The 18,868-nt window shown below is 34.9% G+C and carries 19 protein-coding genes; 13 read left to right on the forward strand and 6 right to left on the reverse strand.

The window, feature by feature from the left end:
* The first annotated feature begins 87 nt into the window (after nt 1-87).
* The 5 genes from NLM59_RS03690 to NLM59_RS03710 all read left to right on the forward strand — a co-directional run bounded on the left by NLM59_RS03690 (nt 88) and on the right by NLM59_RS03710 (nt 1,941).
* A complete protein-coding gene (locus tag NLM59_RS03690) occupies nt 88-222 on the forward strand; it encodes a hypothetical protein (RefSeq protein WP_304416393.1) in 135 nt (44 codons plus the stop codon).
* Between the two features lie 13 nt (nt 223-235).
* Nucleotides 236-646 (forward strand): hypothetical protein, encoded by a 411-nt coding sequence (locus NLM59_RS03695; protein ID WP_304416394.1) that lies wholly within the window; start codon nt 236-238, stop codon nt 644-646.
* Nucleotides 647-729: 83 nt separating this feature from the next.
* The gene (locus NLM59_RS03700) at nt 730-945 is read left to right on the forward strand and encodes a hypothetical protein (protein WP_304416395.1); all 216 of its coding nucleotides are present in this window, start codon (nt 730-732) and stop codon (nt 943-945) included.
* Nucleotides 946-948: 3 nt separating this feature from the next.
* Nucleotides 949-1,353: a hypothetical protein gene (locus NLM59_RS03705; RefSeq protein WP_304416396.1), complete on the forward strand. Its 405-nt coding sequence runs from the start codon at nt 949-951 to the stop codon at nt 1,351-1,353.
* 348 nt (nt 1,354-1,701) lie between these two features.
* Nucleotides 1,702-1,941 carry a hypothetical protein gene (locus NLM59_RS03710; RefSeq protein WP_304416397.1) on the forward strand — a complete coding sequence of 80 codons (240 nt, stop codon included), beginning with the start codon at nt 1,702-1,704 and terminating at the stop codon, nt 1,939-1,941.
* Here NLM59_RS03710 and NLM59_RS03715 read toward each other — a convergent pair.
* The 5 genes from NLM59_RS03715 to NLM59_RS03735 all read right to left on the reverse strand — a co-directional run bounded on the left by NLM59_RS03715 (nt 1,928) and on the right by NLM59_RS03735 (nt 5,549).
* The gene (locus NLM59_RS03715) at nt 1,928-2,698 is read right to left on the reverse strand and encodes a TatD family hydrolase (RefSeq protein WP_304416398.1); all 771 of its coding nucleotides are present in this window, start codon (nt 2,696-2,698) and stop codon (nt 1,928-1,930) included. The genes NLM59_RS03710 and NLM59_RS03715 overlap by 14 nt on opposite strands.
* Nucleotides 2,688-3,674, reverse strand: coding sequence for a GSCFA domain-containing protein (locus tag NLM59_RS03720; RefSeq protein ID WP_304416399.1), 987 nt, complete (start codon nt 3,672-3,674; stop codon nt 2,688-2,690). Before NLM59_RS03720 ends, NLM59_RS03715 begins: the two co-directional genes overlap by 11 nt.
* A gap of 3 nt (nt 3,675-3,677) precedes the next feature.
* On the reverse strand, nt 3,678-4,646 hold the full coding sequence (locus NLM59_RS03725; protein ID WP_304416400.1) for a polyprenyl synthetase family protein: 969 nt from the start codon (nt 4,644-4,646) through the stop codon (nt 3,678-3,680).
* A gap of 161 nt (nt 4,647-4,807) precedes the next feature.
* The gene (locus NLM59_RS03730) at nt 4,808-5,356 is read right to left on the reverse strand and encodes an RNA polymerase sigma factor (RefSeq protein WP_304416401.1); all 549 of its coding nucleotides are present in this window, start codon (nt 5,354-5,356) and stop codon (nt 4,808-4,810) included.
* Nucleotides 5,343-5,549, reverse strand: a complete 207-nt coding sequence (locus NLM59_RS03735; RefSeq protein WP_304416402.1) for a membrane or secreted protein — start codon at nt 5,547-5,549, stop codon at nt 5,343-5,345. Before NLM59_RS03735 ends, NLM59_RS03730 begins: the two co-directional genes overlap by 14 nt.
* 118 nt (nt 5,550-5,667) lie before the next feature.
* Here NLM59_RS03735 and NLM59_RS03740 point away from each other — a divergent pair, with 118 nt between their 5' ends.
* The 4 genes from NLM59_RS03740 to NLM59_RS03755 all read left to right on the forward strand — a co-directional run bounded on the left by NLM59_RS03740 (nt 5,668) and on the right by NLM59_RS03755 (nt 10,372).
* Nucleotides 5,668-6,660, forward strand: coding sequence for an endonuclease/exonuclease/phosphatase family protein (locus tag NLM59_RS03740; RefSeq protein WP_304416403.1), 993 nt, complete (start codon nt 5,668-5,670; stop codon nt 6,658-6,660).
* A gap of 159 nt (nt 6,661-6,819) precedes the next feature.
* A complete protein-coding gene (locus NLM59_RS03745) occupies nt 6,820-8,367 on the forward strand; it encodes a helicase HerA-like domain-containing protein (RefSeq protein WP_304416404.1) in 1,548 nt (515 codons plus the stop codon).
* The gene (locus tag NLM59_RS03750; protein WP_304416405.1) at nt 8,367-9,668 is read left to right on the forward strand and encodes an exonuclease domain-containing protein; all 1,302 of its coding nucleotides are present in this window, start codon (nt 8,367-8,369) and stop codon (nt 9,666-9,668) included. Before NLM59_RS03745 ends, NLM59_RS03750 begins: the two co-directional genes overlap by 1 nt.
* Complete coding sequence (locus NLM59_RS03755) at nt 9,665-10,372, forward strand: LOG family protein (RefSeq protein WP_304416406.1); 708 nt, start codon at nt 9,665-9,667, stop codon at nt 10,370-10,372. Before NLM59_RS03750 ends, NLM59_RS03755 begins: the two co-directional genes overlap by 4 nt.
* A gap of 82 nt (nt 10,373-10,454) precedes the next feature.
* Here the strand turns inward: NLM59_RS03755 and NLM59_RS03760 are convergent, their stop codons facing one another.
* Entirely contained in the window at nt 10,455-12,446 is a 1,992-nt protein-coding gene (locus tag NLM59_RS03760; RefSeq protein WP_304416407.1) for a heavy metal translocating P-type ATPase, read from the reverse strand.
* Nucleotides 12,447-12,530: 84 nt separating this feature from the next.
* On the opposite strand from NLM59_RS03760, the gene hutH reads away from it, so the two are divergent.
* From hutH to NLM59_RS03780, 4 genes are read left to right on the forward strand one after another with little or no spacing between them, the layout of a single operon-like run.
* A complete protein-coding gene (gene hutH, locus NLM59_RS03765; protein ID WP_304416408.1) occupies nt 12,531-14,042 on the forward strand; it encodes a histidine ammonia-lyase in 1,512 nt (503 codons plus the stop codon).
* Complete coding sequence (hutI, locus tag NLM59_RS03770) at nt 14,043-15,275, forward strand: imidazolonepropionase (protein ID WP_304416409.1); 1,233 nt, start codon at nt 14,043-14,045, stop codon at nt 15,273-15,275. It abuts the gene before it with no gap.
* 36 nt (nt 15,276-15,311) lie between these two features.
* Entirely contained in the window at nt 15,312-16,781 is a 1,470-nt protein-coding gene (locus NLM59_RS03775) for a polysaccharide deacetylase family protein (protein ID WP_304416410.1), read from the forward strand.
* A gap of 27 nt (nt 16,782-16,808) precedes the next feature.
* Entirely contained in the window at nt 16,809-18,809 is a 2,001-nt protein-coding gene (locus NLM59_RS03780) for a urocanate hydratase (protein ID WP_304416411.1), read from the forward strand.
* Nucleotides 18,810-18,868 lie beyond the last annotated feature (59 nt).

The following is an 18,868-nucleotide window of genomic DNA, read 5'->3' on the forward strand; positions in this document are numbered from 1 at the left end:
TAAGAAATGAATAATGCCAATTGAAAAGGAATTGTATTTGTTCCACAAGGAACCCCTTTAAATTCTGATGCCCACGCAATAAGAATTATGGAGCCTACAACTACTGGCACATACCCACACCCAAAAGGATATGTGAAGTTTTATAATAGTAATGGTCATCCAATTAACCCTAATAATGGTCAAACCTTAGGAAATGCTAATAATCATTTTGACTTTCCTTAATGAAACAAAAATAATGAATGAAAATATTATCTTTCAAGGAGAATCGAAATTCGAAAAAATAATCTTTGACAAAAATTCAATGTTATTCTACTTTTATTTCGAAAAAATTCACTTAATTCCTACCGATTTTTGGAGGTTCTATAAGGAAAATAAAATAGAACATATTTCAAGAGATCATACTTTAAAATATCATTTTCAAAAACCTAAAATAGATTTAGTTCCTTATATGATAGAAGAACTTAAAAATGAATATTTAACTAGAATAGAAATATCAAAAAATAATGATTTAAATTTATTTTTTTCATCAAATAAAAGAATTGAAGTATACATTGTTTCTATGGCTTTTGAGAATTGGGAAATTATGATTAAAAGTAAAAAATATATTTGTCTTCAAGGAGGTTACGACATTGCTACTATTGGGTAAATTGTTAATGTTTTAGGATCATTCAATTCAATACAGATATGCTGGCTTAATTAGAGTTATGGAAGTTAAGATCTATCATCAAAGTGGGAGAAGATGTAAACGTTAGACCTTATACACCAATTAATCCCATGTATCCAGATGCTAATCTTATAAGAGTGACGCAACCAGGAGTTTCTGGAGGAGTGTTTTACCCTAAAGGTTACGTTAGGTTTTACAATAGTTATGGTCAACCCATGAATAATCCTCAAGTAAATACCAATCCAGGGTCAAACAATAATACTCATTTTGTATTTCAGTAAATTATGGAAAGACAACTAAAAACATTATCTGAAGGAAAAGCAAAACTTATTAGTTTAACTTGCACTAATACAAATTATTGGCAATTCGTATTTGAAGATAAAATAGCGTTTAGTACTTTCTGCTTTTGGCGATTACTTAAAGCAAATAAACCCTTTTATATATCCATAGATCATAAAGAAAAGTTTGGACTAAAAAAACCTTTAGATTTAGTTTATGAACTAAATATACTTTTAAAGAACATTTCTCTTATTCAAATTAAGAGAGATGTGAATTCAGGAGACTCTTTTTTTATTTTTGAAGAAAATATTAAAATTGAATTTTATACATCTTCTATGGGATACGAGAATTGGTCTTTGTATATTGATAAAAGACAATATGTATGCTTGGGAGGAGGTGAAATCGCATAATAGAATTAATCCTAATAATGGTCAAGCCTTAGGAAATGCTAATAATCATTTTGACTTTCCTTAATTTAACAAAAATAATGAATGAAAATATTATCTTTCAAGGAGATTCGAAATTCGAAAAAATAATCTTTGACAAAAATTCAATGTTATTCTACTTTTATTTCGAAAAAATTCACTTAATTCCTACGGATTTTTGGAGGTTCTATAAGGAAAATAGAATATATTTCAAGAGATCATACTTTAAAATATCATTTTCAAAAACCTAAAATAGATTTAGTTCCCTATCATATCAAATTAGATGAAAAGTTTATTTATAATAAAAATTTACCTGGATTTAACTTATCGGCCGTGTCAAAGAATATAAGATTTCCTCTATTTAAAAGTGGTTCAGATAATGCTGATAAGCTTTATAGTTCAAGTTATTTATCTGATGTGGAACATATTTATATTGTGGAAAGCTTAAATCAAGCCGAAGCAAAAATATCTAAAGTCAAAGCGCGCCGAAATGAATGTATAAATCTCGTAGATGATTCTTGGGAATTATTTGAGGTATATAGATTAAACTATAATCTTCTTAATAAGAATTAAATACCTCCCGAGCATTCTCACTCGTAATCGTCGCAATCTCTTGTGGCGTGGCATTATAAATATCACAAAGCTTTTCTACCACCAACGGAATATAACTAGGTTCATTTCGCTTACCTCTGTGAGGGACCGGTGCTAAATAAGGCGCATCTGTTTCTAAAACGATATGTTTCAAATCGATTTCATGCAAAAATTGATCGATCTTGCCATTTTTGAAAGTAACTACACCTCCAATTCCTAATTTAAAACCTAGATCTATAGCTCTCTGAGCGTCTTCTAATGTACCCGTAAAACAATGAAATATGCCAAATAATTCCGGCGATTTATTATCTTCTACCACCTCAAAAGTCTCAGGAAAACTATCTCGGGTGTGAATCACGATCGGCCAACCTTTTTCCTTGGCCCAACCAATTTGTGTAGCGAATGCTTCTTGCTGTTCTTTCAAATACGTTTTATCCCAGTACAAATCAATACCGATTTCTCCTATGGCAGCAAAATCCCGCTGATCAATCCATGTTTTAACTTTAGCTAATTCCTCTTGATAAGTCTCTTCCTTCACAGAGGTAGGATGCAACCCCATCATTAAATGCATCATTTTTGGATGCTTTGCTTCTACCGCAAACATGGCATCGGTATAGGAACTATCAATCGCAGGTAAATAAAATTCGATAACTCCAGCTTCTATAGCACGTTGAATCGCCTCTTCCCTATCTTCGTCAAAAAGCTCTGAATATATATGGTTGTGCGTATCAATATACATGAATTCTATTTTTAAGTTCGTTTATCTCTTCATTCAAACTATTCTTGGGCATCTGCATGGCAAGTCTTTCTAGTTTTTTCATCGTATCAAATAAAAACTTTCTATGTTCTACACCCTCTGGATTGATAGGTTTATGTGCTAAAGCCATCAACATTTTATCTACTTCTTGCATCATTCCTTGAGTTTCTCCCGAAAAATAAGTTGATTTAAACTTATCCCAGATATAGTCAACACCCAATTCATTAAGATGAACCAAATCTTTATCATAATAACGATAATCGCGTAATTCATCTAACACAATTTCATATGATGGAAAATAATTCACATCTTGATATTCTCTCAACAAAACATGAAGCGCTCTATGCAACACCCCTTTGCTCACATGGTTTTCTCTATATCCATCACGCACATGACGTACTGGACTCACCGTGAAAATGATTTTAGCATTAGGCTTCACATCCTTCACCATAAGAACCATATTGCGCAGAGCATCAAATACTTCTTTCTCCGAAAGCAATAATTTATTAAAATTATTTTGAGGTACTTTATGGCAATTACTTACCGAAAAACCACCATTTAGGTAATACGCCCAAGCAGTACCAAGCGTAAATACAAAAACCGAAGTTCTCGTTAAGAAATCATTTGCTTCTTCTATACTTTCGTTCACCAAGTCTAAGACTTGTTTTAGCTTGGATCTAGAAAACAAATGACTATGATCCCAGCTAAAAAACAGACCTTGGTAATTGTAAATTTCTTTTTCTGTATAGTAACTTCTCGTATATACCCTAGAAAGCACATTTTCCATCGCCAAAGGATGGAACTGTGTACCAAATGGATTGATGAGTGTCTGAAACTTAGCTTGTTTTAATCTTTCGCCTATTTCAGCTACAAAGCAAGACCCCAAACAAAAAATACCATCTTGATATTGAATATCAAAATTAGGTTTTTCGATAGGAACTTGAGAGAAAAGATTCATTTTTTAGAAACTTCTTCCAATCAAATCATCACAGAAATCTTTTAAAACTTTCTTGTTTTCGATTCCTTCGATTTTCTCTAAATATTGCTTAGCTAACTTGGTATGCTCAAGAATTTCGTGTTCTACCATGTGATCAACACGTAATTGCTTGAAAATATTTTCGACACTGTAAACCTTGTCTATGTTTTCTGTGTTTAGCTTATACCAATACCTCAGCTCAGTTGCTTGCTCTTCGCTTGCTTTTTCTAAAGCCTTAATGAACAAAATAGTCTTTTTATTCTCGAAGATATCTCCTGCGTGCATTTTCCCAACTTTCGATGAATCTCCATAAACATCTAGCAGGTCATCTTTCAATTGAAATGCAATCCCCAAATGTTTACCAAAATCAAAGATATGATTTGCATCCTCTGGACTAGCATCAGCGATAATAGCTCCAATTTTAAATGAAGCCGCCGTTAGAACACCGGTTTTGTAGTATATCATTTTCATATACTCTTCCTCGGTCACCTCCAATTGAGTTTCGAAGTTCATATCATATTGTTGACCTTCGCATAAATCCTGACCTGTTTTAGAAAATAAAGTCACGATTTCCTTGAATTTATTATCTGGAAGATCCTCAAAGTATTGATAAGCTTTAATTAATAAAGCATCACCTGAAAGAATGGCTCTATCAACATTATATTTTTCATGAACCGTAGTTTTTCCTCTTCTCAAAGGAGCTTTGTCCATGATATCATCATGCATTAAAGTGAAGTTATGGAAATATTCAATGGCCAGACTTGGTTTAATCGCTTGGCTCATATCACCCCCAAACAAATCAGTCGCCATCAGGGTAATAATGGGGCGCAATCTTTTACCGCCTAATGTTAGGATGTAATTGATTGGTTCATATAGCTCTTTTGGCTCATCTTTAAATTCATTCTGTTTCAGTGCTTCCTGAAAAGTCTCAACATATTGATTTAAATACTTCATGCATGTAGATTAAAGTGTAAAGATAGGTTTTGGTGTCCTAATTGGAAAATATGTAACTAGATAATTTATTCTTTCCATCAATACAGAAAAATTCAAACTATTAGTTTAGTAATTTAATGTTTTTAATGAGAGTAAATTAGACCTAAAATTACCGCTTAATACTAGTCTTTATTCATTTCAATCTCGAGAAGATTCCTTGCTCTCAAAATTCGAACTTTTACATTGCTCATAGTAAGGTTGAGCTCCTTAGCAATATCTTTATAAGTCTTCTCCTCCCAAAATCTTAATTTGATTACTTTCTGATAAATATCCGGAAGGTTTTCAATGGCTTTCATCAGTTTCTTATTATCCTGTTTAATAATAAGATGCTGCTCGGGAGAGGGCATCATAGCCTCTAAGTCTAAATGCGTAATTTCATTATCTAACGAAACATTCAATTCAGGCTTAGCCCTAATATGATCAATCATAGTATTGTAGGCAATCGCGCGCAGCCATGTCCCAAAATCAAAATCTTCGTTATAAAGTTTTAATTTTCTGAATGCCTTGGTAAAAGTAAGAATAGTAATATCCTCGGCATCCGTTTTATCATGAATTTTTGATAGGACAAAATAGTAGATTTTATCCCAAAAAAGATTCATCAAAGTCGTTTGTTCAAACTGCCTTCCTTTCTTAGCTTCTTCAATAAGTTCTAATAGCTCAGGCTTTTTCAACTCCAGGTGTATTGCTTTCACAAAATTCTGGCATTTTTCCACAGTAGCCACAAGACTCTCCTTCTTTATTTAGATGGGGATTCTGACTTGCACATGTACCTGCGAATTTACCGTCTTTTTTAGCCCATATTTTAATAGCAATTCCTGCGAATGCTAGTAATAATAAAGCTATTGTAATAAATATAAGTTTCATTTTTTAGTTTTTAAATGTCGAAAACTTGTAGGCAAAGATACGACTTTTACATCAATTTGAATCTTCTGAATCTTGATTTAAAATAATTTAACTTAGTTTTGCAATCCTTAATAGCACAATGAAATCCATTCTTATATTATTACACTTTGGACTTTTGGCTGCAGCCTATGCTGTGGTGCTTAACCAATGGATTCAACCCAGTATTTTTCCTTATTTTAATTTACTATCTCTAGGCTTTCCGGTGTTAATGGTTCTAAATTTAATTTTATTGGTTTTTTGGTGGTTTTATCGCTGGAAAATTGCTTTAGTATTTACCCTATTATCATTGTGTCTAGCTATTCCGCTTAATAAGATAGTTCATATTTATGGTGCACCAGAAACTACAGAAAGTAATTTAAAGCTTATATCTTATAATGTTCAATACTTTTTTCAAGATGCTGAAGGCATTATGAAAATCCTAAAAGATGAAAACGCAGATGTAATCTTCATTCAGGAAATGGGGCCTGGTCCCGAAGGTATTATTGAAAATTCAACGAATGATAAAGCTTATTTTTTTGAAAATTATAATTCTCTAGGAATTGCAAGCAAATATCCTATCATAGAAACTCAAAGTTTTAGGTTAGATCACTACCCCACAACCTATGCCTATGCCGATATTGCATTACCAAACGACACAGTGCGTTTTATTACTTTTTATTTAGAATCTTTACATATCGACCAAGAACAAATTAAGGATCCCAATGTTGACTCAGAAAGGATAAAAAATAACTTTAAAACTTTGTCTAGTAAAGTTTTAAAAACAGCAAAAATTCATCAGAAACAAATCGATGCCATTAGGGAAAACATAAAAAGCTCGCCTTATCCAGTAGTTTTAGCGGGTGATATGAATGCTGTTCCATCCTCTTATGAATATTATGCATTGAAAAGAGGCAAAAAAGATGCTTTCTTATATGGCGACAAAGTTCTAGGAACCACCTTTCCGAGCTTTGGAGTTCCTTTGAGACTAGATTTTGTATTTGTTCCGGAAGAGTTTAAAATTAAATCTCATAGAATCGAACCTGTGCCATACTCCGATCACTACCCTGTGATTGTTGAGATTCAAATTCCTTAAAATCAAAAATTTAAGACAAAGAATCAGCTCCCACTAAATAGATTCTTTTGGTTGATGAGATTTTAGTAAATTTACATTTTAAATAAAATTAATTATTATCTACTTGATTTTTAATCATAAATCAAGCGATACATTTTAATTTTTAAACCTTATACATTCATGATAGATTCACAAGAATTTGTAAAAACAATAAACGAAGGTTACACGCCAAAGGGTGAATACATTACTCTAGGTAAAGGTAAATTTAATAACGAGGTACTACCAGAAGCGGCAGTTAATATTCCCCTTAAAACCTTGAACCGTCATGGCTTGATTGCGGGCGCAACAGGTACAGGTAAAACCAAAACTTTACAGATTTTTTGTGAGCAACTATCTAATCACGGAATTCCATCTTTAGTAATGGACGTTAAAGGTGATTTGAGTGGTATTGCCAAACCAGGTGACCCAAGTAGCAAACACATCATCGAAAGGATGAATTTGCTTGATATTCCTTACCAAGCTACTGGATTTCCGGTTGAATTGATGAGTCTAAGTGAGGAAAAAGGTGTTCGCTTAAGAGCTACTGTTACAGAGTTTGGACCTATTTTATTAAGTAAAATTTTATCTCTGAACGACACGCAAGAAAGTGTAATTTCTGTAATTTTTAAATTCTGTGATGATCATGCCTTGCCTTTAGTAGACCTAGACGACCTTAAGAAAGTTTTATCTTACATTAAAGACCATGACGAGGGTAAAGAAACTTTCAAAAAAGAATACGGAAGTGTTTCGAGTGCCTCAGTTGGAGCTATTCTTAGAAAAATAGTTGCCTTAGAGCAACAAGGGGCTGAGAGATTCTTTGGTGAACCTTCTTTTGACGTAGAAGATTTATTACGCACCAAAGACGGAAAAGGGATTGTTAATATTGTGCGTTTAGTTGATATTCAAGATAAACCTGCATTATTCTCCACCTTTATGCTAAGCTTGTTAGCAGAGATTTATGCTACCTTGCCAGAAGAAGGTGATGCTGGAAAACCTAAACTATGTCTATTTATAGACGAAGCTCATCTTGTTTTCCAAGAGGCATCAAAAACATTGTTAAACCAAATTGAAACCGTTGTTAAACTAATCCGATCCAAAGGAGTTGGTGTGTATTTTATTACGCAAATTCCAGGTGATGTACCAGAGTCGGTTTTAAGTCAGTTAGGTTTAAAGATTCAACATGCTTTGCGTGGTTTCACTGCCAAAGACAGAAAAGAAATTAAAAAAGCAGTAGAGAATTACCCTATCACCAAATTCTATGATGCCGATCAGTTAATCACCCAACTAGGTATTGGAGAAGCTTTTATTACGGCCCTTAATGAAAAAGGTATTCCGACTCCTTTAGTTTATACACATTTGGTTGCTCCACAATCTAGAATGGATGTCTTGTCTCAAGCAGAAATTGATCAATTACTTAGAGATTCTGACTTAATGACCAAATATGAAAAAGACATCAACCGAGAGTCTGCCTATGAGTTACTCACTGAAAAAATTGAAAAATCAGCAGATTTAAAAGCTGAAGAAGAAAACAAACCAACACCAAGTAGACGAAGCAAAAAGGACGAGGAAGGTTTCTTTGAATCTGTGATCAACAGTCCTTTTGCTAGAGACATGGGAAGAACATTAACTCGAGAAATATCTAGAAGTATTTTAGGTGTTTTAGGAGTTAAAAAAACACGAAGAAGATAGTGGAGTACGCAATACTCGACATAGAAGCCACCGGCGGACAAGTAGGCACAGAAAAAATCATAGATATTTATATTTATAGATTTAATGGAGTTGAAGTAGAAGACCAATTTGGATCTATGGTTAATCCTCAAAGGTCAATAGATTTCTACGTTCAGAAACTAACTGGTATTACGGAAAAAATGGTAAGATCAGCTCCAAAGTTTCATGAACTAGCCAAACGTATTATTGAAATCACAGAAGACTGTGTTCTCGTTGGACATGGTGTTGATTTCGATTATAGAATGCTTAGACAGGAGTTTAAAGAACTTGGATATGATTATCAAAGAAAGACTCTAGATAGTTTAGATTTAAGTCAAAAACTTCTCCCCGAAATGGAATCTCATTCTTTGGGGAAACTTTGTAAAGCGCTCGGAATCCCAATGCGGTCTAGACACACAGCCGAAGGTGATACACGAGCTACTTTAGATTTGTTTAAACTTCTATTGGAAAAAGACAAGGATAAAAACATCATTAATTCTTTTGCAATTCACAACACCCATACGCGCCAACAAATTTCTAAACTGATTAAATTAGAAGAACAGTTACCAGCCAAAACGGGAGTTTATTATTGTTTAGACGAAAACAAAGAAATTATTCACCTCGCTGCGTCCAAAAACATTAAACAAGATGTAAACGAAGTATTTACATCTACCAAAAAGACGGAAAAGAGAATTCAAACCATGGTAGAACATGTGAATTTTGAATTAACCGGAAGTTTCTTAATCGCTTTATTTAAGGAATACAACGAAAGTGACGGGCTAAAGAATTTATTAAAACCTAAGCCTAAACATATGAGCTATGGTTTATATGCAGATTTAGAAAAGAATGAATTGCAGATTTTGCCAACTCATGTAACTAAAGACAAGGCTCTGCTTTTGTTTAATAATAAAAGAAAAGGATTCAAAACGATTGAACAGCTTTATAGAAAGCTTAAAATATCTAGTGAAACTCCTATCAAAGAACAACTTAAAAAGATTAGAGAAGGAATTAAGTTAAAGCATAAAAACTTAATCTTAATTGACAAAGGAAGAGAGAAAAACGAAAAGTCTTTTATAGAGATTATTGATGAAAAAACAGCTGGTTATGGTTACTATACATTCTATAATCAAATAGAAAATGACGAGATTCGTGAAAATATCCGAGTTGACTTAGTATCCAACGGCAGACACGATGTGCTATTGAAAACATTTCTTCAGTTTCATCACTTTGTACACGTGATTCCTTTTTCTGAAAATGAACCCATAAAATTACCTAAAAAATGAATAAACAAGATCCTAGATTAGTAGAGAAGTTCCAGCAAAAAGATTGGAATGAAGTTAAAATAAATGATTCTTGGGCCGTTTTTAAAATCATGAGCGAATTTGTCGCTGGTTTTGAAAGCATGGCTAGATTAGGTCCTTGCGTTTCTATTTTTGGCTCTGCTAGAACACAATCAAGCCACAAATACTATGAGTTAGCCGAAGAAATTGCTTACGGAATCACCAAAGTTGGTTTTGGTGTCATTACAGGTGGAGGTCCAGGCATCATGGAAGCAGCTAACAAAGGAGCCAATCGTGGTGGTGGAAAATCTGTTGGTTTAGGGATCACCCTACCTTTTGAAGCCGGAAACAATGATTATATCGACTTTAACTTAAGTCACACTTTCGATTATTTTTTCGTACGAAAAGTAATGTTAGTAAAATATGCTCAAGGATTTATCGCTTTACCAGGTGGATTTGGAACCTTAGATGAATTATTTGAGGCTTTAACCTTAATTCAAACAGACAAAATCGGTCGTTTCCCAATCGTATTAGTAGGCTCTGAATATTGGGGTGGACTTATCGATTGGATGAAAGCAACTTTACTAGAAGAAGGGAAAATCAAAGAAGAAGACTTAAAGTTATTTAGGTTGGTAGATACAGCTGAAGACGCAGTTGGTCACATTAAAGCCTTCTACGATAAATATGCTGTCAAACAGAATTTCTAAAACCGAAATTAGCACAAAATATAAATCCCGAAACTTAATGTTTCGGGATTTTTTATTCATAATTGAATCAGATAATACAATTTTATTTTTCTTTATAAGCTAATAATCTTAATGCATTCAACACCACCAAAAGTGTAGAACCTTCGTGAAAAATTACCGCTGGACCAATAGACGCAATTCCAAATAAAGTTAAAGGAACCAGAATCGCAACCATTCCCATACTTATCCAAATATTTTGATGGATAATTCGTTTGGATGCTCTACTCAAACCAATTAAGAAAGGTAAACGTTCAATTTTATCTGACATCAAAGCAACATCTGCAGTTTCCAAAGCCACATCACTACCAGCAGCTCCCATGGCTACGCCCACTGTAGCAGTAGCCATTGCAGGCGCATCGTTTACACCATCACCAATCATAGCTACTTTTTCATATTTCGCCATCAGTTCTTTAATCGCTGCTACTTTATCTTCAGGCATTAAGCCACCTTTGGCCTCCGTTAAACCAATTTGTTTTGCAATATTATCTCCAACATTTTGATGATCTCCTGTCAACATCACCATGTTTTCAATACCAATTTTCTTAAGTTCTTTTAAAGTTGATTTGGCTGTATCTCTTGGTAAGTCCATCACACTAATCAAACCAACCAAAAGATTATTATAAGCTACCAACATAGCTGTCTCCCCATTCGAAAGGAGTTCTTGCATTTTATCTTTGATTTGCGCCGAAACCATAATTCGGTTTTCCTGCATCAATCTTTCATTTCCAATAAATACCGTACGATTATCATATTGCGCGGTAATTCCCATTCCTTGAATTGACTCTAAATCTGCAACGCTTTTTTCATTTCTAACCTTATGCTCCTCTTCTAATGCTTTAGCAATTGACCTTGCCAAAGGGTGATTACTCAAACCTTCTACACCAAGAACCATTTGTTTTAACTCTGTTAAGTCAAAATTATTCAAGGCAACAATAGAAGTTAATTTCGGTTTTCCTTCAGTTAAAGTACCGGTCTTGTCAAAGGCTATAGTTCTCAGATTTCCTAAATTCTCTAAAGCTCTTCCGCCTTTAATCAGAACTCCTCCTCTAGCGGCTCGCGCTACTCCACTCAACACAGCACTTGGCGTAGAAATCGCTAACGCACAAGGACTTGCCGCAACCAATACCGTAATCGCTCTATATAAACTCTCCTCATAAGTTTCATCTAATACCAAGAAGGCAAAACATAATAAGAAGATAACAACAATTACAGATGGCACGTACCATTTCTCAAATTTCTTAGTTAATAATTGTGTTGGAGATTTATTCCCCTCTACTTCGCTCACTAATGAAATCATTCTAGCAATCGCACTGTCTGTACTTAGCTTCAAAACTTGAATCTCTAGCGCACGATCACCATTGATACTTCCAGTATAAACCCTATTTAAACTATCAAAATCTTCGAATTTCTTATTACCAACATCTCCAGTAAATGCTTCTTTATCCACTGGCATACTTTCACCCGTAATGTTAGCTTGATTCACACTTGAAGAACCTTCTATCACCACTCCATCAGCGGCAATTTTTGAGTTAGGTTTCACCAAAATTACATCACCAATTTTCAAATCCTCAATTGGCGTTTCTACCACATCACCATTTACTTTTAAGAAAGCTACCTTAGGACTTAATTCTCCTAAAGATTTAATATTCTTTCGTGCTCTATTCATGGCATAATGCTCTAAAGCATGCCCTAAACTGAATAAGAATAATAACAGTGCCGCTTCTCCCCATCTATCTATATAGACAGCTCCAACTGCGGCTGCAAGCATCAAGAAGTCAATTTCGAACTCACCTTTACTTGTTTTCTCTATGGCTTCTTTGGCAGTATAAAACCCTCCAAACAATAAGGAAATAATAAAACTTCCCTTGGCAAACCATTCATTTAGATCTAGTAAGTGCTCAAAGACCAATCCTGCAAAAAAGAAAACACCTGCAGCAATCGCAAAATACAATTCTGTGTTTTCGCCTAAAAACCCACCATGATTATGCTCATGACAGCAATCACTAACTTGCTGATTTTCGGTATGTTTTTCCATACTAACAAAACTACATTAAAAATATTCAATTTTAATAAATCTAATCAAAATTGTATCTTTCAAGACTTAATCAAATAAGAACATATGACATCAGAATTTCTCTTAGGTGAATCAAAATTGACGGTAGACAAATGCATGTCTATCATACAAAATAAAACAAAAGTAAGCTTATCCAAAAAAGCGATTAAAAATATTGAAGCGTCTACAGAACGCGTTAATAATATAGTTTCTTCAAATCAAACTGTTTATGGTGTAAACACAGGGTTTGGTCCTTTATGTACAGTTAAAATTTCAGCTGAAGAGACTAAAAAACTTCAAGAAAACATTCTAAAAAGTCATGCGGTAGGCGTTGGAAATTCACTTTCTGATGATTTAGTACGCTTAATGCTTCTAACCAAGATGCACGCATTATCTCGTGGTTATTCTGGAATTCAACTTGCAACCATAGAAAGAATTAAGTTTTTATTTGAAAACGACATCTTACCGGTTGTCCCAGAGCAAGGTTCTGTTGGAGCATCTGGAGATTTAGCTCCATTATCTCATTTATTTTTACCACTTATTGGTTTAGGAAATGTTAAATACAAAGGTGAAACACGCACGACTGAAGATGTTTATAAAGAATTAAATCTTGAGCCTATCGATTTAGGTGCAAAAGAAGGTTTAGCCCTAATCAATGGAACGCAATTCATTCTTGCTCATGCAGTTTTAGGTGTTTATAGAATGAAAAATGCTTTAGAAAATGCAGACTTAATCGGATCTTTAATGCTTGATGCTTTAAAAGGTTCTGTAAGTCCATTCAGAAAAGAATTACACACCATTCGTCCATTCAAAGGCACAAAAACTGTTGCTAAAAACATTAGAAAATATTTAAAAGGTTCTGAAATTCCAGCTTCACATGTCGATTGTGACAGAGTACAAGATCCATATTCATTGAGATGTATGCCTCAAGTACATGGTGCTAGCCGCAATGCTTGGAAACACTTAAAAGAATTAACAGAAATAGAATTAAACTCAGTTACCGATAATCCAATCATTACGCTAGATGGAGATGCTATTTCTGGAGGAAACTTCCACGGTCAGCCTCTTGCAATGGTGTTAGATTATGCTTCTATCGCTGTGGCAGAATTAGGAAATATCGCCGACAGAAGAGTTTATTTAAGTTTAGAAGGCGAAAAAGTTGGTTTACCTAAATTATTATTGAAAGAAACTGGATTAAATTCAGGTTTCATGATTCTTCAATATACAACCGCAGCTTTGGTAACGGAGAATAAATCATTGTTATTCCCTCCTTCTGGAGATTCTGTACCAACGAGTATGGGACAGGAAGACCACGTTAGTATGGGAAGTATTTCAGGTAGAAAATTAAATCAAATCTTAGATAATTTAGAGAAAATTCAAGCTATTGAATTACTAACAGCTTGTCAAGCTTTAGACTTTGCTAGACCACTTAAATCATCTGAAACAATAGAAAAAGTTCATGCTAAAGTGAGAGAAAGTATTCCATTCTTTACTCAAGATGAGATTTTCTCTGAGGCAATAAATAAAGCGATTGATATCATTAAGAAAGACGAATTAAAAGAATTTAGAATTAAATAAATGAAGATAGTAGGCCCATTTACACAATTATTGAGCATGCAAAACTTACCTCTAAAAGGAAGTTTGCAAGACGAGCAATTAGACATCATTAAAAATGCTGGAATTTGCATTAATGCGGATGGAAATATTGAGAAAGTTGGCGACTACGATCAATTGATTCAAGATTATCCTGATGCTAAAGTTGAAAAACTTGAAGGAAATAAAGTTGCCATTCCAGGTTTAATTGATAGCCACACCCACATCTGCTTTGGCGGTACGCGCGCCATGGATTTTGCGATGAGAAATGCTGGTAAATCTTATATGGATATCGCAAGAGAGGGCGGTGGAATTTGGAGTACGGTAGTTCAGACAAGAAAAGCGACTCAAGAAGAGTTAACTCAAGGAATCGTTGACAGAGCGAATGAATTATTAGCACTTGGGATTACGACTGTTGAGGTGAAAAGTGGCTATGGATTAACCGTCGAGGAAGAGCTGAAAATGCTAAGAGCTATAAAAGAAGCCAACAAGCGAACGAAACAAACTTTGATTCCTACTTGTTTGGCTGCCCATACGCTACCTAAGGATTTTGAAGGAAACCATGCGGAATATTTAAAATTAATGCAGGAAGAGTTATTCCCTGTTTTAATTGAAGAAAATTTAGCAAAACGAATGGACGCTTTTATAGAGGAAGAAGCTTTTGACGAAGCGGTTACAATTCCTTACTTCCAGAAGGCTAAAGAAATGGGATTTGATATTACGGTTCACGCCGATCAATTCTCTACGGGAGGTTCAGAAGTTGCCATTAAAATTGGTGCTGTAAGTGCAGACCACCTTGAAGCGAGTACTCAAAAAGAAGTTGAAATGTTAGCTAATTCAGATACCGTAGCAACAGCCTTACCTGGAGCTACATTAGGTCTTGGGTGTGCCTTCACCCCTGCTAGAGCTTTATTAGATGCTGGCGCTTGTGTTTCTATTGCCTCGGACTGGAATCCAGGTTCTGGACCTCAAGGAAATTTATTATCTCAAGCATCTATTATTGCAACTTTTCAAAAGTTAAGTAATGCGGAGGTTTTCGCTGGAATCACAAGTAGAGCAGCTTATGCCTTAAGAGAAGATAAAATTGGGCAAATAGATAAAGGATTCGAAGCTAATTTTGCCATTTTTGACACCGATAACTATCAAGAAATCACCTATCAGCAAGGGCGTCTTATACCTTCTGCAGTTTATGTGAAGGGCGAAAGTGTACTTAATTAAGTAGAATTAAAAAACCATTGAAACTTTCATAATTACATGAAAAAAACACTCATCACGCTTTTATTAATCGGATCCGTTATTGGCTGTAAAAATGCGAATAATCAGCAGGGAACTGAGAATTCAGTTGAAGAAACTTCTGTTATTCAATCATCAGAAAACCTAACCGATAGTATTCAAGTAAAAACGATACAGGTTGGTTCTGAAGGAGAGGAAATCAAGAATCGTTTTCATGGATCTTATCCAAATACGATTTATGATTTTATCAATAAGGAGGAAGAAAAGTTCATTCAAACTTATTATGATGAATTCAAGGAGGTTTCTAAAAATCATGGTGAAGACGCGGTTTCTAGAGTGAGTTTTGGACAACACTTTGAAGTTGTAGAGCAAAGTAATCGCTTTTTAGGCTTTTTAATTGAACGTTATACTTCTTATGGGAATAACTATGATGTTCAATACTTTACACACATCTACGATCTTGAGTCAAAGCAATTAATCAAATTTTCTAACTTATTTTCCTCAGAAAGTGAGTTTAAAAATGTTGTAAAACTTATTCGAAATAAAACTGAAGTGGTTTTAAAGGATCAACTAAAAACCATGGACTTGACAGAAGATGACCGAAAAGCCATGTGGTCTAATATGCAAGAACAAATTGAAGAAGGAACAGCCGCAGATGAGAAAAACTATCACGCTTTTTCTTGGGATGAATCTGGTAATTTAACTATTTACTTCGATAAGTATCAAGTTGCGTCAGGGAACTTTGGAAATATTGAGGTTACATTAACGCCAGAGGAATACAAGAACTTCGTTTCCAATAAATATCAAGAATTATTTCATATTAAAATAGAAGAATCTGTTCCTTCGGAAGATGATGATTTAACCCAGACTACACCTGTTAAAAGTGATGTAGACTGTGGAGAGGTTCCGTGTGTAGCATTAACATTTGATGATGGGCCTTCGGTTTACACTAATCAATTATTGGATATATTAAAAGAAAATGATGCGAAAGCAACTTTCTTTGTTTTAGGTAAATCAGCCAAAGTTCAAAAGAATACACTTTTACGAACCTTTCAAGAAGGTCATCAAATAGGGAATCACAGTTGGGATCACAAAGGTTTGAAGAAATTATCTAAAGCCGATATTGAAACACAAATCAATGAAACCAACCAAACCATAAAAAGCATAACAGGTAAAGCACCCAACGTGCTTCGTCCGCCCTATGGCTCTTTTAACAATTTGGTAAAAGAGGTAGCGAATATGCCTATCATTTTATGGAATTTAGATCCATTGGATTGGAAAGATCGTGATGCTACCTTAGTTGCCCAAAGAATGAGCGAGGCGCAACCCAACGGAATTGTCTTAGCGCATGACATTCATAAATCTACTGTAGAAGCTATGCCTAAAGTAATTTCAGCCTTAAAGAAAAAAGGTTATCATTTGGTAACCATAGACGAACTTTTTGCTGGAAAAAGTTTAAATAGCGGACAAACTTATAATAAAAGAAAATAATTTTCTCCTTTCTTAATTTAAAATAAAATGACTTTTAAAGATCAAATATTACAAGGAATTCCATCAGAATTACCACAACCACAACAAAGAAACGAACAGGTTCCACACGCACCGGTTCGTAAAAAAATATTAAATACAGCTGAACGCAAATTAGCCATAGAAAATGCTTTGCGATATTTCCCTAAGGAATGGCATGCTGAATTAGCACCAGAGTTTGCAGCAGAATTAGATAAATATGGTAGAATATACATGTATCGATTCCGTCCGGAATATGATATGTATGCTCGCCCTATTTCTGAATATCCTGGAAAATCAGAACAAGCTAAGTCTATCATGTTAATGATTCAGAACAACTTGGATCCTGCTGTGGCACAACATCCAGATGAGCTAATTACCTATGGTGGAAATGGTGCTGTATTCCAAAACTGGGCACAATACTTATTGACCATGAAGTATTTGGCGGAAATGACTGAAGATCAAACATTGCACATGTATTCTGGTCACCCAATGGGCTTATTTCCGTCTCATAAAGACGCACCAAGAGTGGTTGTTACTAATGGAATGATGATTCCTAATTACTCAGCTCCAGACGATTGGGAGAAGTTTAATGCATTAGGTGTTACTCAATATGGCCAAATGACAGCAGGTTCTTATATGTACATTGGCCCTCAAGGAATTGTGCACGGAACGACCATTACCGTAATGAACGCATTTAGAAAAATGTTGAAAAAAGGAGAATCTCCTAATGGGAAAATCTTTTTAACTGCTGGTTTAGGTGGAATGTCAGGAGCACAACCTAAAGCAGGAAACATTGCGGAGTGCATTACAGTTTGTGCCGAAGTGAATCCTGCAGCGGCAACAAAACGCCACGAACAAGGCTGGGTCGATGTTTTGATTGATGATATAGATGAGCTTGTAAAACGTGTTCGTGAAGCGCAAGAAAAACAAGAAGTTGTATCCATTGCCTTCATTGGGAATGTTGTAGATGTTTGGGAAAAGTTCTTGGAGGAAGATATTTTTGTTCATGTAGGTTCAGACCAAACTTCTCTTCATAATCCTTGGAGTGGTGGATATTATCCGGTGGGAGTTTCTTTTGATGAAGCGAATAGATTAATCGCAGAAGAGCCAGAAAAATTCAAAGAATTGGTTCAAGAATCACTGAGAAGACAAGCAGCATCTATTAATAAGCATGCAGAGAAAGGAACTTATTTCTTTGATTATGGAAATGCGTTTTTATTAGAAGCCTCTCGCGCAGGAGCAGACGTTAAAGGAGAAGATGGCAAGGAATTTAAATTCCCAAGCTATGTTCAAGATATTTTAGGCCCGATGTGTTTTGATTATGGTTTTGGACCGTTCAGATGGGTTTGTACGTCTGGAAATCCAGAAGACTTAAAGAAAACTGATGAAATTGCCCATGCTGTTATGAGCGAAATTAAGGCGACAGCTCCAGAAGAAATTCAGCAGCAAATGGCCGATAATATGAAGTGGATTGAAGAAGCGCTTCAAAATAAATTAGTTGTGGGATCTCAAGCGAGAATTCTGTATGCAGATGCAGAAGGAAGGTCTAAAATTGCCGAAGCATTCAACAACGCGATTAAGTCTGGTGAGATTTCAGCACCGGTGGTGTTAGGACGAGATCACCATGATGTGAGTGGAACTGATTCTCCATACCGTGAGACAAGTAACATTTATGATGGATCAAGGTTCACAGCGGATATGGCAATCCAGAACGTTATTGGCGACAGCTTTAGAGGTGCCACTTGGGTAAGTATTCACAATGGTGGTGGCGTTGGCTGGGGCGAAGTTATCAATGGCGGATTTGGAATGTTATTAGACGGATCCGAAGATGCTGATAGAAGATTAAAATCGATGTTATTTTATGATGTGAACAATGGAATTGCAAGAAGAGCTTGGGCAAGAAATGACGAAGCTTTGTTTGCCATTAAACGTGAAATGGAGCGCAGACCCGATTTGAAAGTGACGATGCCTAATTTGGTGGATGATGAGGTGTTAAAATCAATTTCTTAATATATTTTTAACATTAAATATTTTGTTAATTTTTTTTTTTGAATTTAGCGATATATTTA

It is taken from the genome of Profundicola chukchiensis (genome assembly GCF_029664245.1).
GTDB classification, from domain to species: domain Bacteria; phylum Bacteroidota; class Bacteroidia; order Flavobacteriales; family Weeksellaceae; genus Profundicola; species Profundicola chukchiensis.

What these genes read in the sequence shown, in the direction of transcription:
- NLM59_RS03690 (WP_304416393.1), top strand. Translation starts at nt 88, where the DNA reads ATGGAGCCTACAACTACTGGCACATACCCACACCCAAAAGGATATGTG.
- NLM59_RS03695 (WP_304416394.1), top strand. Translation starts at nt 236, where the DNA reads ATGAATGAAAATATTATCTTTCAAGGAGAATCGAAATTCGAAAAAATA.
- NLM59_RS03705 (WP_304416396.1), top strand. Translation starts at nt 949, where the DNA reads ATGGAAAGACAACTAAAAACATTATCTGAAGGAAAAGCAAAACTTATT.
- NLM59_RS03715 (WP_304416398.1), bottom strand. Translation starts at nt 2,698, where the DNA reads ATGTATATTGATACGCACAACCATATATATTCAGAGCTTTTTGACGAA.
- NLM59_RS03720 (WP_304416399.1), bottom strand. Translation starts at nt 3,674, where the DNA reads ATGAATCTTTTCTCTCAAGTTCCTATCGAAAAACCTAATTTTGATATT.
- NLM59_RS03725 (WP_304416400.1), bottom strand. Translation starts at nt 4,646, where the DNA reads ATGAAGTATTTAAATCAATATGTTGAGACTTTTCAGGAAGCACTGAAA.
- NLM59_RS03735 (WP_304416402.1), bottom strand. Translation starts at nt 5,549, where the DNA reads ATGAAACTTATATTTATTACAATAGCTTTATTATTACTAGCATTCGCA.
- NLM59_RS03740 (WP_304416403.1), top strand. Translation starts at nt 5,668, where the DNA reads ATGAAATCCATTCTTATATTATTACACTTTGGACTTTTGGCTGCAGCC.
- NLM59_RS03745 (WP_304416404.1), top strand. Translation starts at nt 6,820, where the DNA reads ATGATAGATTCACAAGAATTTGTAAAAACAATAAACGAAGGTTACACG.
- NLM59_RS03755 (WP_304416406.1), top strand. Translation starts at nt 9,665, where the DNA reads ATGAATAAACAAGATCCTAGATTAGTAGAGAAGTTCCAGCAAAAAGAT.
- NLM59_RS03760 (WP_304416407.1), bottom strand. Translation starts at nt 12,446, where the DNA reads ATGGAAAAACATACCGAAAATCAGCAAGTTAGTGATTGCTGTCATGAG.
- hutH (WP_304416408.1), top strand. Translation starts at nt 12,531, where the DNA reads ATGACATCAGAATTTCTCTTAGGTGAATCAAAATTGACGGTAGACAAA.
- hutI (WP_304416409.1), top strand. Translation starts at nt 14,043, where the DNA reads ATGAAGATAGTAGGCCCATTTACACAATTATTGAGCATGCAAAACTTA.
- NLM59_RS03775 (WP_304416410.1), top strand. Translation starts at nt 15,312, where the DNA reads ATGAAAAAAACACTCATCACGCTTTTATTAATCGGATCCGTTATTGGC.
- NLM59_RS03780 (WP_304416411.1), top strand. Translation starts at nt 16,809, where the DNA reads ATGACTTTTAAAGATCAAATATTACAAGGAATTCCATCAGAATTACCA.